The following is a 16,035-nucleotide window of genomic DNA, read 5'->3' on the forward strand; positions in this document are numbered from 1 at the left end:
AACGGTTCGGCTATGATTCCGTTGCGGAGAAATTCGGCAGAATTTCGAGGTATGGAATCAAGCCAGATATAAAAGTAGTGAATTTTGGGGTTGTACCTGTGCCGCAATGGATTATAGCCATTGTTGGCCGACGTGGCGAACGTGGACGTTGGAGTTTTGCCCGAAGAACACTTTGCGCGCTTGGCTTTTGTCTCCCGTTTTTTTTTGTCCGAGTTGTGTCCGACCACAGTTTTTTTCAGCGTGCAGCTTTTCAGTTCCGATCGTGCGTCCGAGTGAGTTCGGCATAACCATTTTTTTTTGCGCAAACCTGCTCCAAAGGGAGACAAAAGTGGGAGAGAAGCGGAGTTGTTTTTTTTAATAACCGCGCTGATTGGGTCCTGCTTGGTGGTTTTCCCGCTATGGCGGCCAACTTGATTATATGCTGAACTTTGTTGTGTATATACCGCCAATTTGGTTGGCTATGCCCAAGTTCTGCAAATTATTTTTCAGTATAGTTGCCATATTTTATTTTCTCGGTATGCAATATAAAGATAATTAAAGGTCATCAAATGGGTTGTTGATATTTTTGATACTATTCTCGGTTACATGAGTATAGATCATGGTGGTCTTAGGATTATTGTGCCCCAAAAGTTCTTGGATATAACGGATATCGGTTCCACTTTCCAATAAATGTGTAGCAAAACTGTGCCTTAGCGTGTGAAGAGTAACCTTTTTCCGTACTCCCGCACTCATGACAGCTTTTTTTAAAACGCTTTGTGCACTGCTGGCACTATATTTTAATTCTTTTTGACCTTCAAACAAATATTCTTTAGGCCTGAACTGTTTGTAATACTCCCGAAGAATCTCAAGAAAACTGCCTGAAAGTAATGTGTATCTATCTTTTTTTCCTTTTCCGCCCTTTATGTGTATCAACATTCTACTACTGTCAACATCATCAATTCTGAGATTGATAGCTTCACCTATTCTTAGTCCTCCAGAGTAGATGAGGGACAAAAGTGTTTTATGTTTTAGGTTGTGGGTGGCATCGATGATGGACCTTACCTCCCCCTTGCTCAGGACAACAGGAAGTTTTTTCTCTTTCTTTGGTCTTGTTAGGTTTAACGAACCAATATCGATGCCCTTGAACAAAAAATACTTCTTTATGCCGTTGATGCATTGGTTTTGATAGGATATGGATTTTCCTTCTCGTACGATGAATTCATAATTAAAGGATTCGACCAACCTTCTTGAGTGGCTTCTAGAATTTTTCAAGATGGTGTACCTGAGAAAAAAATTGGTAACCTCAACGTAGGTGTTCACAGTGTTGGGACTCAATCTCTTTTCCTCCAACCACTTCCTGAACCTATCCAAGTTTTGTTTGTTCAGAGAATCAATGGGCGGTAAATATAGTTTTACTTTCTTTTTAGGTTTATCAGTTTGCTTTTGTTTTAATTCGGTATAGTCCACATAGCAATTTATCTTGCGCATATGGTTGAATACAAGATTTAGGTTCTGGCCTGTGTTCTTGATATAGAATTTGCCGTTTGAATTGTCTCTATTCAACTCCTTTAGTTGAATAAGATGGTTTTCCAATGTTTCATTGGCATAAAAGTTAATGATAATAACATTATCCCCATTTTGTTTTCCTTGAATCAGTTTTACGGTTTTCATCTAAATTTTTTAGATTCTTGAGGGTATGCTGGGCCATTTACTGTAAATAATATGTTTCAAATTACGAAATCAATTCAAATTAAGGAATCTTATCTTGTGAAGGATGAATGTTATTCTAAGTTTTGGACATCCTAAATACCATCACTGAAAGAATCGACCATTGTGAGGCAATCATTAAATTGTTTCTACAATTTTTGTATCTTAATGAAACTAAAAGAGAGCAAATTATATCTCCGAAGTTCTTTTCATGGTTTTGTTGTGCAATCAGGTGTGCAAAATTTAAGAATTTGATGTAAAATATTGATTAACAATATGTTGTTTGTTTGTGGCTAAGTCTGCCACCCCGACGAACCACTAAATAGGTGGTATTAAAGCACTGTTAATCGACTGATTGACAGTGCTTTTTGTTTTTTATGCATTCATCTGATATCAAATAAAACCATATAAAAGGTGTAGAGTTCGGTGAATGGTTCGGTACGTTTCTTGTGCATAATTTAGCTTCAGTTTGACGCTGTTTATGGGTGTTTTACAAACCAGTTTTGTCAAACCCAAAAATTATGTATTATGCGCAATTCCAACACTTTAAAGGTTCTAATCTTCACTAGGGACATTTCCAACAACCCTGAAAAATTGACCATTTATGCCCGTATCACCGTCAATGGAAAACGTGCCGAGATAAGTTTGAAACGTTATGTTTCGGTGAATGAATGGGATGAAAATAAGGGAAGACTCCATGGACTTACCCACAAGGCCCGTTTATTGAACAGCTATCTTGATGAGGTGTATGGAGAGATCATGGATACCCATAAACAGTTGTTGCGTGAGGACAAGATTATAACCTCACAGGCCATCAAGGCCCGTTATCTGGGACAGGATGAAGAGCACAAGACCCTTATGGAGCTTATCAAGTATCATTACGAATCACAAAAGAGTAAACTTCGCCCGGGAACCATGAAGAACTATTATGGTACAGAAAAATATCTCAAAAGGTTTTTGGAGCATACCCGTAGACTTCAAGACATCAACTTAAAGCGATTGAACTATAAGTTCATTACTGATTTTGAGAACTATTTGATAAATGGGCCTGATCTGCAAAAGGGAAAGAAGTGTACCAATAATGGGGCCATGAAACATTTGGAGCGGTTAAGGAAAATGGTAAACCTTGCCGTGAGGTTGGAATGGTTGGACAAAGACCCGTTTGTAAACTATAAAAAACATTATAAGAAGAGTGAACGCTCTTTTTTGACCGAAAGGGAACTCAGGCTCATTGAGGAAACAACATTTTCAGGAAGTGGGTATGAGAGGGTCAAGGACACTTTTCTTTTTTCATGTTATACAGGATTGGCCTATGGAGATGTAAAAGCACTGGATATTGATCATATGCGGTTCGGTATAGATGGGAACCTTTGGATCCATACGAAAAGGGAAAAAACTGATGAAGCGGTCAAGGTTCCCTTGCTTCCCAAAGCAAAACAAATCTTGGATAAATATAAAAACTGCAATGAAAGATTGGTGCACGGAAAGTTGTTACCTGTATTAAGCAATCAAAAGACCAACAGTTATTTAAAGGAGATTACAAAGGCTTGTGGAATCTATAAGAATATTTCTTTCCATACTGCCAGGCACACTTTTGCCACAACGGTAACACTCTCCAATGGTGTTCCAATTGAAACCGTTTCCAAAATGCTAGGTCATACCAAATTGACCACTACCCAAATTTATGCAAGGGTTTTGGAAAGAAAAGTTGGTGATGATATGCGAATGTTAATGGAAAGGATGGAAGGTAAATAAAGCATCTTTTTTTTGAACTTTATTCTGTTTCGTGTTGCTCAATGTTTCTCATTGAGATTAGGCCTTTAATTCCGAATGCCATAACAATATGTCCTAAAAGTATAACATATCTACTATCCAACACAAACGACCCTATTCCTATCATGATTACTCCTAAAATTGTTATTATAGACCATATTGTCCGTTCTCTAATGAACTTTCCAGCATGCATTGCCAATCCAAGGTAAAACAAAGCTGGTCCTATGGTCATAAATGGAATACTGATCGAAGGATTACTCATTATTTGATTTGTCAAATTTTTCATCCCTTCATAGTCAGTCCCGTAACTCCACCAAAGAAAATCTATAACTGCCTGCCCCATAAGGGCTATGATTCCTAATGTAGTAATCACTGCGGCTGTACTGTTGAAAATGCCTTTTGAAAAAATATAGTTTAGGGATAGACTTAAGAGGATACCCAGAAGCAATAACCAATGTGCATAGTCAATCGGTTTTTGGGTTTGGATAAATTGATTTCCCTGAAGAACCATTATTTGGTTTAGGATTAAAAATACTAATCCGGTTATGGCATAAATCTTCAGTTTCATTGAGTTTTACTTTGGAAGTTAAACCTATTTATTGGCTTATTGGAAATCGTTTATTTGAACTTATTCAATTATCATTCATTAGTTGTTGATTCTTGCACATATCCATGTAGCTTCCAGAATAGATTTATTTTGAACATAAGCAATTCCAGATTGCTTAATCAGCCTGTTGCTTATCCTTATGTTTTTGATAACATATTTAACTACCTCATCATATTTTGCGCCATTAAAGAACCTAACATTTTCCATGCTAACAAGTCCAAAAAAACCGTCTGCCAAGCCTGCTTTCTTTATTCCCGCACCACCACATTGTGCCATTGACTCAATAATGATCATTCCAGGAACAAAATTGAATTCGGGAAAACTTCCAGTCAACATTTGATTATTTTTCTTATCGAATTTTTTTGTGCCCACAACTTCCTTATCATTGGAAACAAGAATATTGTCCACAAATACAAAAGGGGAGCGATGGGGTATCAATTTATGAATGTCTGTTTCCATTTTTGAGTTTTAAAGAAGAATTGTACATGAGTTGTAGAAGTTGCTTCCCTAAAGATATGATTTTTATGAAATTAGGGTGCTCCGATAAGTTTTACAGAAACAAAAAGTTCAATTGAATAGAATCGGTTAATTACTTTAAGCTTATTTGGGACTTATTTTTCCGCATCATTTTAAAGTTAAGGCCTATTATCCAACCTAGAACTAAAGCAAAGGTCAGTTTCTGCAATAAGGGTAAAAACAGTATGAACTGTTGGCTGTAATAAATGTAATTGTTCAGTCCCAATAAAGCAATGCAGATAATACCCCCTATTTTATAATTGGTCATATTACTCTGGTATATTTCCCAGATTATCCCCAAAACAACAAGCACTCCGAAGATACTTGAAAGTGTTGTCATTAAATCATGGAATTCAGTAAACATTAGAAACGCTGATACCATGGATAAAATTCCAAATATCAGAATGATAATTTTCCAAATGGGGTTTTTTGTAAAATTTCCAGCAAACTGAATGAAGAATAGCATAAGACTTAAGCAAAGAACGAACATGGCTGCAATGGCAAAAGGTCTTGCTGGGTTTATCATATTATTCATTGCCCGTTCATTCATTAGGTTGCACCAATAATTGTTGACCCAATCAAACCCAACACTTTCCAAATTTACCTGTGAACCTCCTGGGTATAAAAAAGATGAATAAACAAATAGACCGATAAAGAGAATTATTCCAATCGTAGGAAGGAACCCAATCAACCTTATGTTTCTTTGTTCTTTCATCACTAAATAATAGTAGTCATTCTTCATTTTAACCAGTTATCCCTTCGATATAACAACCTTTTTTTTGATTAACATGTCATTTTCCATACTCTCCAGAATATATTCCGCAACACTTTGCCTACTTATCAAAAGATTTGGCTTAGGCACATTGTCAAAAGTCTCCAAGATGTTTTCTTCTCTATTTGAGTTGTATAGTCCGACTGGACGAACAATTGTCCACTCCAAGTTCGATTCCAATACTATTTTCTCTTGCCTTGCATGATCTTTATATGCAACACCTATATTGCTATTATCTATAAACCATTTGAACCATTTGGGAATTTCTTTTTTGGTTTCAGAAACTCCCCAAGCTGAACAAACTGTAATTCGATTGACATTCTGTTTTATAGCTATTGGGACTAAGGTAGTCATCACATCGGAAAGAAATGTGCTTGGTGTTCTCAAAGGCGACCAAGGAAAATCAGATTTTCTTGAAATATTTAAAACACTGATAACGCCTTCGCATCCAGATATTGCCTTCATCAAATCAGCTTTATTAGTTGGATTTCCTTCAAAGATTGACAATCCATCATTTCTTTCAATCCGTTTTGTTTTACGAGCAAGACAATTTACCTGATAACCTTTATCAAGAGCCCTTTTCAACACCAATTTACCAGTTCTCCCTGTTGCACCAAGTAATAGGATTTTCATCGTTTATTTGAACTTTAAGATATGTTATTTGATTTAATCCCGTAGATTTTCATCCCTGATTTCCATTAATTGATCAAAGTTGGGGTACTTCCTTTCTTTTGGCGTGTTCACCTCTTTTAAAAGTGATTCCCTAAAATCATTATTATCAAGCTTTTTCAATACTTCATCATTATCAATATATTCCATCTGGATTCTATATCGTCTAAAAAATTCTTTCTCATGTTCCTTTGGCACCAAACCTTTATAGTAATCCAACAGTCTGTGGTTTTCTAGGGGTTCATAAAAAACAAAACCATCAAAAACATCTTCATATTTTAAGTTGTCGGTGTTACCCTTCCACATATCAAAACCATCATTTCCAAAGACTGTTTCATGCAGATCAAACCCCATATTTCGGATGTTCTCTGATTTGAATGATGCATCCCATTTACCATCTTGGATGAGTCCATAGACAAACCCATTCCCATTGGATGTGAAAATTGGCCTGTTGGTCAAGATACTCGCCAATCGCTCCCCAAAATAATCTTGAAGATACTTACCTGCATTTTTGACGGTTTCTCCATTACTGGTCACCATATTGATTTTAAAAGCATGCCTGTAGTTAAGAATGATCAGGGCTTTATTGTTGCCCTTGGAACTGATCCTTTTATAGGTATTGATGATGTTCCGTGCAATCAAACTATCCCGTGGTTCTAATTCAAATTCTTGTTCCTTGTCATAGTCCTCAACATTGTTCACTTTTTGCCAATCAAATTCAACATCGGATGGGTAGTAGTGAATTTGATTGTCCGAGAGATTGTTGATGTCATAGATTGTTTTCAAAAGGAAGTGGTAATTGTAACGATCCCAAATGACCCAAAAGGAAGCATCCCGCTGAAACTGACTTAATCTCTTGTCTACAATCACACTATCCAATCCTTTAGTCTTAAGGAACTGGGTGATTTCAGGTTGTAGATTGATGAGCCCAATCTCTGTAAATAGGTTCTTTATATTTTTTTGAAAGCGTTCATCAGATAGGATTTCTTTGACCAATTCATATTGGGTGAATTCACTGTGGTCCCTTTCACATAGAATCACAATGTCATGGTCATCAAATTTCTGAAGTATGTAATCCTTTGCAGATGTCTTATCTATATGATTTAAAAAGTTAACATAAGGTTCTATTACTGGGTTTTGAGCAAACCCTTGAATTGATATTATAAATGAAACAAGACAAAAGAGGAATCTCATTATATCTAATCGTTTATTTAAACTTTTTGACTACTCGGTTTGATTATAGACTTTTTACCTACTATGCAGAGATAGTCGCCCTCATCATTTTCATAGGATTCCATGATTTTAAAAACTTCCCCATTATCAATGTCCGCTCTTAATTTTGACAATCCCATTTTCACTTCCATTTGATTTGCCAATGACGAAAATGAGGAAATTCCATTTCTTATTTGATCATCAAAATAATATTCAGGGTTATGCTTTCCACTGTACAGAAATTTATCTTGAAGATTGGGTTGGATAAAATACTTTTCTGTTTCGATGATTTCAATACCACATTTTTTAACGATATTTTCCATCTGCGAAAGACTTGGCATTTGTGCAATCGCATCATCCAACATTCTTGGAAAATAATGATTAAGCCAATATCCTTTCATTTGTTCTGGTGTTGATGTGAAAATCACGATTCTACCATTGACCTTGAGTACCCTACAAATTTCATGAAAGGCCTTATTTAAATCAGTCCAATGGTGAATGGTCAGACATCCAACGATTCCATCAATCGAACTGTTTGCGAGTTGAATGCTTTCAGCAGTAGCTTTTTTCCAATCAATGTTTTTATTTTTCAATCTTGCCTTTTCAAGCATTGCATGGGAGGGATCGATACCAATGAATTGATAGCCTTCTTTTTGGAATTCAATTGTATAATTTCCTGTTCCACACCCAATATCCAAATAATGGCCCTCCAATGTTGGCCGTAAATGTTTTAGAAAAGTTGCAACTAATAATGGGTCGGCCTTTCTTGTGACATTGTAGTTAACTCCTATTTTATCATATTTGGCCTCCACCCTATATTGAACTTTTAGTTTGCCATTATGATTTTGAACTTCTCAACAAGGGTCTCGACTTCTTGCCAACTTGAATTATTGGTCAAAATTATAAAACAAGAATCACGAGAAATATCTCTGTATATATAGGTTCCAAATCCGACCCAACCACCACCATGATAGACAATTTTAATCCTAGGATTTTTATTGTCCAAGAACCATCCAAAACCGTACTCAAACGCTTCCCCGTTGTTCAACTTGCCAGCTGTAAAAACCCTTTCAAGAGTAGCTGCCGTAACAAGTTCATCCGTATGAAGAATCCTATCCCACCTCAAAAGATCTTCTAATGTAGAGTACACTCCTCCGTCTCCTTTGGCAAAATTTAGAAAATGAGTATCATTTAATATTCGTTCTCCATTTTCATCTGAAAAACCAAAAACCCGTAACGGCATTTTGGGGTCTTGACCGTCAACGAATTTATAGACAGATGTATTGGTCATTCCGGCAGGCTCAAAAATTCTTTCTTTCAAAAATACTTCAAACGGCTTTCCAGAAACGCGCTCAACTATTGTCGCCAATAAAACATACCCTGTATTACTATATTCCCATTTTTGTCCAGGTTCAAAATGAATTTCAGGCGTTTTCTCAATCATCATTTGAACTATATCCTCATTACCGGAAATATACCTAGCGGGGTCATTCTCTTCAAGTTCAGGCTTCCAATGGTTTATCATAAGATCTAAGTAGTCCGGTAAACCCGAAGTATGCTGCAAAAGGTGTTCTACTGTAATTCCAATATATGGAAGTTCCGGTATAACATCCTGAATGTTTTGGTCATATGAAAGTACTCCATCTTCTTCAAGTATGGCAACCGCCATCGCGGTAAATTGTTTGCTGACCGACCCGAGTCTAAAAATAGAACCAATTTTTAAGGAATCGCCATTATTGATATTTGCCAATCCAAAAGCTTTTTTTAAGTTGATCTCTCCTTTTTCGAATACGAGTACATTGCCATTAAAGCCACCATTCTCGATTTGGTTAAACAATGCTTCATCGTAGCTCAGGTTATTGGTTTTACAAGCCATTAGGCCCATAAAAATAAAGCCTATGGTAATGTGGCATTTCTTCATCATATCTTTTGTTTTATACTTTGTGAGCAATCGTTTATTTGAACTTTAAAGTCAAGTATCAAAATACAGAGCTTTCAAAAAGTTTAATTTTTAAAATATATTTTACCAATTTCCTTTTTCATACAAGTCTAAAAATGAGGCTGCGGACAAGTTGAAAAAGTCGACCAAAAAGTGCGCTAGTACAATCCATCGTAAACTCGACGTTTTTTTAAAAACCAATGCCCAAACAATCCCCATAATGAAAGTTGATACTATAATGGTCATGCCCTTGTTTAGCTCCGAATTTACCCCAAAAACGGCATGGTTAAGGGCAAATACCAGACTTGTAAAAAGAATCGCTGCCCAGTTCGACCATTTTTTGGAATGCTCAAGCAGCAGTCCACGCCAATAATATTCTTCCAACCAAGGATTGATCAAAGCCAATAAAATCCAAGGAACCCAAACATTCCAATTCCCCAATGCTTGATAATGCATTAAAAACAAAGGCAGTGGCAAAAAACCAATCAGCAATGCCAAAAGGTTCCAAAGAAATGGCCCTTTTGGCCTTTGCAGCCATTTTGTTCTTATTTCTCTATCGGAATACCTATAAATGAAGAACAGAAATAAACACCATTCAATCAATATTATTGGTATAAAGGCCCATTTACCAATAATTCCCCCAAATATAAATGCATTACCAAAATTGATTGCAATTATCAAAATAGGGGATGCGAGTACTATTTGTTTTTTGGTCAGATTCATTTGAGGTTGGCTATATCTGAATGTTTTCCGTTTAAGGCTTATCTTTTATTTGAACTTTATCAACTCAAATTAAGTTTTGAATATTATCTAAATAATAGCAATGTTCATATTGGGTCATCCCTATTTTAGGATAGTAAGGAATAGCTTCAGGCGCGGCCAGTAAAATTAATTTGGCTTCTGGTGCTTCCATTTTCGTTCTTCTAATCAATTCTTTTCCTATCCCTTTTTTCTGATATTTTATATCAACTGCTAAATCTGACAGGTAGATACAAAATGAAAAATCAGTTAGCGATCTGGAAATGCCAATAAGTTTGCCTTTATGTCTAGCTGTAATAATAAGATTCCCCATCTCAACCATTTTCTTCAAGGTGTCAAGGTTATCTATTGGCCGACGGTTACCTAAAGTGGAATTTACCAAAACCTCTTTGAACTCTTCAACTTTCAAATTGTGTTCTACATTGTATTCTATCATAGTTTATATGAGCTTTGGATTCTTTTATCTTATTACTCCCTTATTATTTTCATTAGGCTCCAAAAGGTCCCATAAATTACCATAAAGATCTTGAAACACGGCCACAATTCCATAAGGCTCCTTTTTAGGAGTTCTTACAAATGTTACCCCCCGATTGACCAGTTTGTCGTAATCTCTATTGAAATCATCTGTAAAAAGAAAAAATCCAACACGGCCTCCTGTTTGGTTCCCAACGCTGGCCAATTGTTTCTCATTGGCAGCTTTGGCGAGCAATAAAGAACATTCTTTTGCTCCGGATGATGCAACAACCACCCACCTTTTAAATTCATCAATCTTTGTGTCTTCAAGAAGTACGAAATCCAGTTTATGCGTATAAAAATGAATTGCCTCATCATAGTCCTTTACAACCAAAGCGATATGGGCAATTCTATTGTACATTAAAATACTTTATTTAAACCTATATAAATTTAGGGATTTACGATTAACAATATAAACCCTGATAGAGGACTTTTATGAGGTCATTTTTTTAGTTAATAAAATTGTATCTTTATATTATTGAATACTACTATTTAATAGTACGGGCGGGTTTTCCTTTTTGATTTGACTTTCCAAAAATCCGCACAAACAAAGAACATTTATAGGCTAGCTGATTTTCAATCATGCTGTATTTATTCGGTCCCGCTTGCGGGACGAAGGAATAGCAAGAGGGTGATGCGCAAAATGCGCCATCACAGTTGTTTTCGGGTCTTCAACAAGTTGAAAACCAGTTGATTGAATTGATTTTGGAATACTGTTCAAAATCAGGGGCTACAGTAGACTTTTCCAAAACCTACAGTAAACCCTTTGGGAAGCCCAATAAACACTGGAAATTTTTGACGAAAAAATTGACGCAATTTCACTAAAAAACAAAATTGCACCTATGGAAAAGCAATCAACAAAAGGCAGAACAAAGAAAGGGACAGGGGGTTATTCCAATATCACCTTAAAGAAGGAAACGGCCACACGTTTTCGAAGCTATTCCAAAAAGTTCAGCAAATCGCATAGTGAGGTTTTGGATGGAATGATAAGTTACTTCAAAGAGAACAACCTTGACCCTTTTGGAGAGGGAACGAAGGTCATCCTTGAGAGTATCAAAAAATTGGAGCGTCAGATGATGAAGAAATTCGATAGGCTCATCGCCATTATCAAGAACATGGAAAAGACCAGTATCCGGCCGACCTATGAAATGATGCTCATTCTTTACGAGGCCTATGTAAAAGATGGGAGGAAACCGAGACAAGAACCTGTCCAAATTCAGGAAGAGCGAATGGATTTTTTGGAGCCTAGAAATACCGTTCCGAAAACAGAGCATGATAGAATACTGCAAGAATTCAAAGAATATAGAAAGCATTGTAATGAAATCCTCAACAATGTTGAAAAGGTAGAGCCGATGATGGGAAAGCCATATCTAAAAATCAATATGGGGATCGGCGATTTTGAAAGCTTGAAACATCAATTAAGATAACGCTCATGTACCTTACTATCTCGGCACAGAAAATGGGCAGTACCTACAACTCCAGTGTAGGGAACTACGTGGACTATCTGGAAAAGGAAAACGAGGACAGATTACCAGAACATAGGGAGGAATTCTTTGACCAAGAGAACGACAGCGTAAGCCCTGAAAAGGTCATCGAGGAAATAGATGCCAATACGGCCAAACTGAGGCAGAAGGACCCGAAATTCTATTCCATAGTGGTCAGTCCCAACCAAAGGGAACTAAAGGCCATCGGCAATGACCCCAACATGCTTAGGGAATATACAAGAAAACTCATGGAGGACTATGCCAAGAGTTTCCACAGGAACCAAGAGGTCAAGGCCGAGAACCTGAAATATTACGCCAAGATAGAGCATGAACGCACCTATCGGGGTTTTGACAGGCAGGTTCAGGAGAATGCGCCGTACCGAGGGGAGATAGCAAGGCTCAGAAATGAAATACGGAAAGTGGAACGAGGCGAATCCATTGGGAATGTCAATGAGCTTGAAAAAAGAATCAAAGAGCAAACAAGATTGGCCCCCCACAAACAGAACGGGCAATTGGTGGCTGCCGGAATGCAAAAGGAGGGGCTACAGACCCATATCCATATCATAGTGAGTAGAAGGGACGTGACGAATACCTATACGCTTTCACCAATGGCAAAGCACAGGGCATCCGAAGTGGAACTGAACGGAAAGACGGTCAAGAGGGGATTTGATCGGGACAGTTTTTACCAAGCAGCAGAAAAGACCTTTGACAGGACAACGGGATTCAAACGGAACTATGTGGAATCCTATGTTGGGAGAAAGGCCCATGCCAAGGAACCGGGGAAGTTCTTTGCCAAAGTGATGGGACTGCCCACCAAGGAAAAGGACATGGCCTTTAAATTGCTTAAAACGATGGGTGTAAAGGCTCCCAGTATACCGACCAATAAAGTGCAAATGGCGGCCAAGATCATCAAGGCACTTGGCAGGGGTATCGATAAGGCCAGAGGCGCAGGCGAGGACATAGGCTACTAAGATCCAAAAAGTAGGTTGCGCCCTATCGGTTTTTTGCTTTACGCTTATCTATCGGAACACTACAAAAACCCGACAGGATCCATGCGCAAAAGTTGGGGTAAGATTTGGGGTGCTTTTTCTTATTATTTTGAAATAGTTCAGTTTTCTAGGGAGCTTGTAATTAAACATTGAATAAGTTAGATTAAACAACTATTTAATCTGATTTTTCTTCCTCTTGGCCAGTCGAGTTAAAAATTTCGTACATATCAGGGTCAAAGGCGTTTGCAGTTAATATTTCATCTTGCTTGACAACGATATCAATATCAAAAAAGTTATGTTTGGAAGGGTCGTTCATATACAATTCTATACCCTTGTAATAATCAGTTGTGAAGTTTATTCGCTTGGTTTCATTATCCCTAAAACCACTTAATACTGGACTTATTTTCAAATAATTTGTCTCTTTTGGTGGTGGAATATATGTTGCGAAACCTACATATACTTTGTTATTTTTTAAAGTGAATTGAAGCAATGTTCCGTTAATTGCACAATCCCTAAATAAATATTCGAGTTCATCTCCATATTTTCTTACAGAGTAACTTACAGGAGAGTCATACCCAAAAAAGTTCAGTTTAAATAGAGTATAATTTATTATGTGAGTTCCAATAACTGCAATGAAAAAAGAGGTAACCGAAGTCCATAAAAATGGTGTGTGCGGAACAGGCGATTCAATTAACCATGATGCTGTGTTCTTAAAAAAAAATGGAAAACAATGCTCTAGTAAAACTCGTAATCCTAAAATGAAAAACAGTAATAAAATACCAGCTACAATGGAGCCAAATAAAATGCGTTGAGAAGAAAGTCTTTGATATTTGTATTTAAAGTAGACAAAATTGAGAAGTATATAATATCCTCCCACTAAGGGGAAAAGTAGAATATTATAAGGCATTTACTTCTTTTTGACAATTAACTTATCCCTTAATTTTTCGAAGTTAATTTTAACTTCTTTTCTATTGAAATAAACTTTTTTGTCCACAAACATAGCGCCGCGATAATTAGTTCTTACCCCTGTATCAATACCATCCTTTTTAATGGAAGAAATTAAAGTGCTCATATTTAGTAATTTATTTAAATTTAGACAATTCCTATACTATAATAAAATGTTTTTTACTTTTTTAACTTTTTAATACATTTTTAGGCTAAAACATTTATAGTATAATAACACTTCTTTTATTAAAAAGAATCAAATTATTTTAAAAGTCTGAAATATTAAACGCTAGCAGGAAACATATTTTTAAATATCATTTAGGCCTTCAGTACTTATAGAAATCTCTCCGTTTTAAAACACTAAAGCACAACTATGAAGTCAAAAGCACAACTAAATTTTGAAGAAAGTCGCAAAGATTATACTGATAGGGAATTAATGATCGAACTTTTATATTCCAATTGGAAAGTCCAGGAAGCCACAGAAAAACAAGAAGCAACACTTCAAAAATTGTTTGGTATATAGTCATTTGCATCATTATATCTTTAATATTTGCAATTATTGGAATTGGTGCAGCCGCCGCAATATAATATTCATCACAGTATCAAAATCAATATGTAGACTTAGCCACTTTTATTGATATTGGATAAAATGTTGGACAAAAAGGAGTGTAAAAAACAAAAAACCAGTAAGTGCAAAACTTACCGAGCTGTGTATGCTCCCCTTCTTCGGCTCCTACCAAAAACAGAAACACATAGATTTCAATCAGCTCCTAAAGGTTTTGAAAAGTTTATCCCGAACTGTGGGCCTTCTAAAAATAATTTAAATTAAATGTGTTAAATTACCTACATCAATTTTTTTACGTAATATACTAACCATTTTATTAGATGAAAATTGCTATTATTAGTGATTTGCACATAGGCAATGGCTCAAGAGCCATAGATTTCTCTCCAGTTTTGTAGATACCCCGATCTTTAGGACAGTTTCTCTACAAAACTAATATAATTCAAGCCGCTCTCTTAAATAGATCGATAGGTCTTTCATAGTCGATGGACTGGTGTCTTCTTTCATGGTTGTAATAATCAAAGTACTCTGCCAATAACAGATAAAGGTCCATACCGTCCCTTGGAGGGTTCAGGTATATCTTCTCGTATTTTACATTCCTCCATAGCCTTTCGATAAAGGCATTGTCCGTGGCCCTTCCCTTACCGTCCATGCTCAGGCGTATTCCCTGGCCCAAAACATAATTGGCGAACTCCTCGGCGGTGAACTGGCTCCCCTGGTCCGTATTGAGGATCTCAGGTGTCCCGTGCTCACCTATGGCCTCTTCCAATGTTTCCCTGCACCATTGGGCATCCATGGAATTGGACACGCTCCAGTTCAGGACATAGCGGCTGTGCAGGTCGATGATGGCCACCAGGTAGAGATATCCCTGTTGCATGGGGATATAGGTGATGTCGGTTGCCCATACCTGATTGGGCCTGTCAACTGTCAGGTTGCGTAGCAGGTAGGGATACGTTTTGTGGTCCTTGCACCTTCGGGAGGTGTGCTTTCCCGGAAGTACCGCCCTAAGCCCCATTACCTTGTAATAGAGCCGTTCGATCCGGTTCCTGCTCACTTTATAGCCTTTGTCTTTGGTCAGCCAGATGTGCATCCGCTTGGCCCCTTTGAAAGGGTGGTGGAGATAATGTTCGTCCATCTCCCGCATGAGCTTCAGGTTCAGTTCGGTCTCGCCCCTGGGCTTATAGTACAGCCCGGAACGATGGACCGACAATGTTTCGCATTGTTTTACAATGCTCATCTTGGAATGACCCTTGCGTATCATTTTTCTGCGTTCGGAGAGTGGTCTCAGCGCAAGGCGTCCTTTAAAAAATCGTTCTCGACCTTCAACTGGCCTATGGCCTTTAGAAGTTTGTCCTTCTCCCTTTCGGTCTCGCTGCGGGCATCCTTCTTGCCCGATTCGAACACCTGCTCGGCCCCATCGAGGAAATCGCGCTTCCATGCGCTGATCTGGGTCGGGTGTATCTCGTACTTCTGGGCAAGTTCGGCAAGGCTATGCCGCTCTTTCAAGGCTTCCAATACCACCTTGGTCTTGAACTTCGGGGTAAACTTTCTTCGTGTCATATTCAGTAAATTTAATGATTAAACTTACTGCCCTAATTTTTGGGGTATC

20 protein-coding genes are annotated in these 16,035 nt (G+C 37.4%); 4 read left to right on the plus strand and 16 right to left on the minus strand.

What is annotated here, in order from left to right:
* The coding region (locus EO132_RS19440; protein ID WP_205780342.1) for a hypothetical protein at positions 1–449 on the minus strand (449 nt) is incomplete at its 3' end.
* Positions 450–534: 85 nt separating this feature from the next.
* Positions 535–1,650, minus strand: a complete 1,116-nt coding sequence (locus EO132_RS09045; protein WP_127137550.1) for a tyrosine-type recombinase/integrase — start codon at positions 1,648–1,650, stop codon at positions 535–537.
* Between the two features lie 564 nt (positions 1,651–2,214).
* On the opposite strand from EO132_RS09045, the gene EO132_RS09050 reads away from it, so the two are divergent.
* The gene (locus tag EO132_RS09050) at positions 2,215–3,441 is read left to right on the plus strand and encodes a site-specific integrase (protein WP_119647179.1); all 1,227 of its coding nucleotides are present in this window, start codon (positions 2,215–2,217) and stop codon (positions 3,439–3,441) included.
* Positions 3,442–3,460: 19 nt separating this feature from the next.
* On the opposite strand, the gene EO132_RS09055 is transcribed toward EO132_RS09050, so the two are convergent.
* The 10 genes from EO132_RS09055 to EO132_RS09095 all read right to left on the minus strand — a co-directional run bounded on the left by EO132_RS09055 (position 3,461) and on the right by EO132_RS09095 (position 10,807).
* Positions 3,461–4,027, minus strand: coding sequence for a hypothetical protein (locus EO132_RS09055; RefSeq protein WP_127137551.1), 567 nt, complete (start codon positions 4,025–4,027; stop codon positions 3,461–3,463).
* A gap of 78 nt (positions 4,028–4,105) precedes the next feature.
* Positions 4,106–4,525 carry a 3-hydroxyacyl-ACP dehydratase FabZ family protein gene (locus EO132_RS09060; protein ID WP_127137552.1) on the minus strand — a complete coding sequence of 140 codons (420 nt, stop codon included), beginning with the start codon at positions 4,523–4,525 and terminating at the stop codon, positions 4,106–4,108.
* An 808-nt stretch (positions 4,526–5,333) separates the two neighbouring features.
* A complete protein-coding gene (locus EO132_RS09065) occupies positions 5,334–5,987 on the minus strand; it encodes an NAD(P)-dependent oxidoreductase (protein ID WP_119646748.1) in 654 nt (217 codons plus the stop codon).
* Between the two features lie 33 nt (positions 5,988–6,020).
* Positions 6,021–7,217, minus strand: a complete 1,197-nt coding sequence (locus EO132_RS09070; protein WP_127137553.1) for a hypothetical protein — start codon at positions 7,215–7,217, stop codon at positions 6,021–6,023.
* A 17-nt stretch (positions 7,218–7,234) separates the two neighbouring features.
* Positions 7,235–8,047, minus strand: coding sequence for a class I SAM-dependent methyltransferase (locus EO132_RS09075; protein ID WP_119646744.1), 813 nt, complete (start codon positions 8,045–8,047; stop codon positions 7,235–7,237).
* Between the two features lie 14 nt (positions 8,048–8,061).
* Positions 8,062–9,159 carry a serine hydrolase domain-containing protein gene (locus EO132_RS09080; protein ID WP_127137554.1) on the minus strand — a complete coding sequence of 366 codons (1,098 nt, stop codon included), beginning with the start codon at positions 9,157–9,159 and terminating at the stop codon, positions 8,062–8,064.
* A 99-nt stretch (positions 9,160–9,258) separates the two neighbouring features.
* Entirely contained in the window at positions 9,259–9,615 is a 357-nt protein-coding gene (locus tag EO132_RS19755; RefSeq protein ID WP_417935847.1) for a CPBP family intramembrane glutamic endopeptidase, read from the minus strand.
* Positions 9,524–9,712, minus strand: coding sequence for a hypothetical protein (locus EO132_RS19570; protein ID WP_235855404.1), 189 nt, complete (start codon positions 9,710–9,712; stop codon positions 9,524–9,526). Before EO132_RS19570 ends, EO132_RS19755 begins: the two co-directional genes overlap by 92 nt.
* 249 nt (positions 9,713–9,961) lie before the next feature.
* Positions 9,962–10,369, minus strand: a complete 408-nt coding sequence (locus tag EO132_RS09090) for a GNAT family N-acetyltransferase (protein WP_119646737.1) — start codon at positions 10,367–10,369, stop codon at positions 9,962–9,964.
* A gap of 24 nt (positions 10,370–10,393) precedes the next feature.
* Entirely contained in the window at positions 10,394–10,807 is a 414-nt protein-coding gene (locus EO132_RS09095) for a VOC family protein (RefSeq protein WP_119646735.1), read from the minus strand.
* 481 nt (positions 10,808–11,288) lie between these two features.
* On the opposite strand from EO132_RS09095, the gene EO132_RS09100 reads away from it, so the two are divergent.
* Both EO132_RS09100 and mobB read left to right on the plus strand, forming a co-directional pair.
* A complete protein-coding gene (locus EO132_RS09100) occupies positions 11,289–11,873 on the plus strand; it encodes a BfmA/BtgA family mobilization protein (protein WP_127137555.1) in 585 nt (194 codons plus the stop codon).
* A gap of 5 nt (positions 11,874–11,878) precedes the next feature.
* Complete coding sequence (gene mobB / locus EO132_RS09105) at positions 11,879–12,901, plus strand: MobB family relaxase (protein ID WP_127137556.1); 1,023 nt, start codon at positions 11,879–11,881, stop codon at positions 12,899–12,901.
* A 193-nt stretch (positions 12,902–13,094) separates the two neighbouring features.
* Here the strand turns inward: mobB and EO132_RS09110 are convergent, their stop codons facing one another.
* The gene (locus EO132_RS09110) at positions 13,095–13,826 is read right to left on the minus strand and encodes a hypothetical protein (protein ID WP_127137557.1); all 732 of its coding nucleotides are present in this window, start codon (positions 13,824–13,826) and stop codon (positions 13,095–13,097) included.
* Entirely contained in the window at positions 13,827–13,991 is a 165-nt protein-coding gene (locus tag EO132_RS19250) for a hypothetical protein (protein ID WP_164732308.1), read from the minus strand.
* A gap of 246 nt (positions 13,992–14,237) precedes the next feature.
* Here EO132_RS19250 and EO132_RS19255 point away from each other — a divergent pair, with 246 nt between their 5' ends.
* Entirely contained in the window at positions 14,238–14,387 is a 150-nt protein-coding gene (locus EO132_RS19255) for a hypothetical protein (RefSeq protein WP_164732309.1), read from the plus strand.
* Positions 14,388–14,868: 481 nt separating this feature from the next.
* Here the strand turns inward: EO132_RS19255 and EO132_RS09115 are convergent, their stop codons facing one another.
* Positions 14,869–15,687: an IS3 family transposase gene (locus EO132_RS09115; protein ID WP_127136440.1), complete on the minus strand. Its 819-nt coding sequence runs from the start codon at positions 15,685–15,687 to the stop codon at positions 14,869–14,871.
* A gap of 23 nt (positions 15,688–15,710) precedes the next feature.
* Complete coding sequence (locus tag EO132_RS09120) at positions 15,711–15,986, minus strand: transposase (RefSeq protein ID WP_072882405.1); 276 nt, start codon at positions 15,984–15,986, stop codon at positions 15,711–15,713.
* Positions 15,987–16,035: the final 49 nt, after the last annotated feature.

Source organism: Flagellimonas oceanensis (assembly GCF_003992595.1).
GTDB lineage: Bacteria > Bacteroidota > Bacteroidia > Flavobacteriales > Flavobacteriaceae > Flagellimonas > Flagellimonas oceanensis.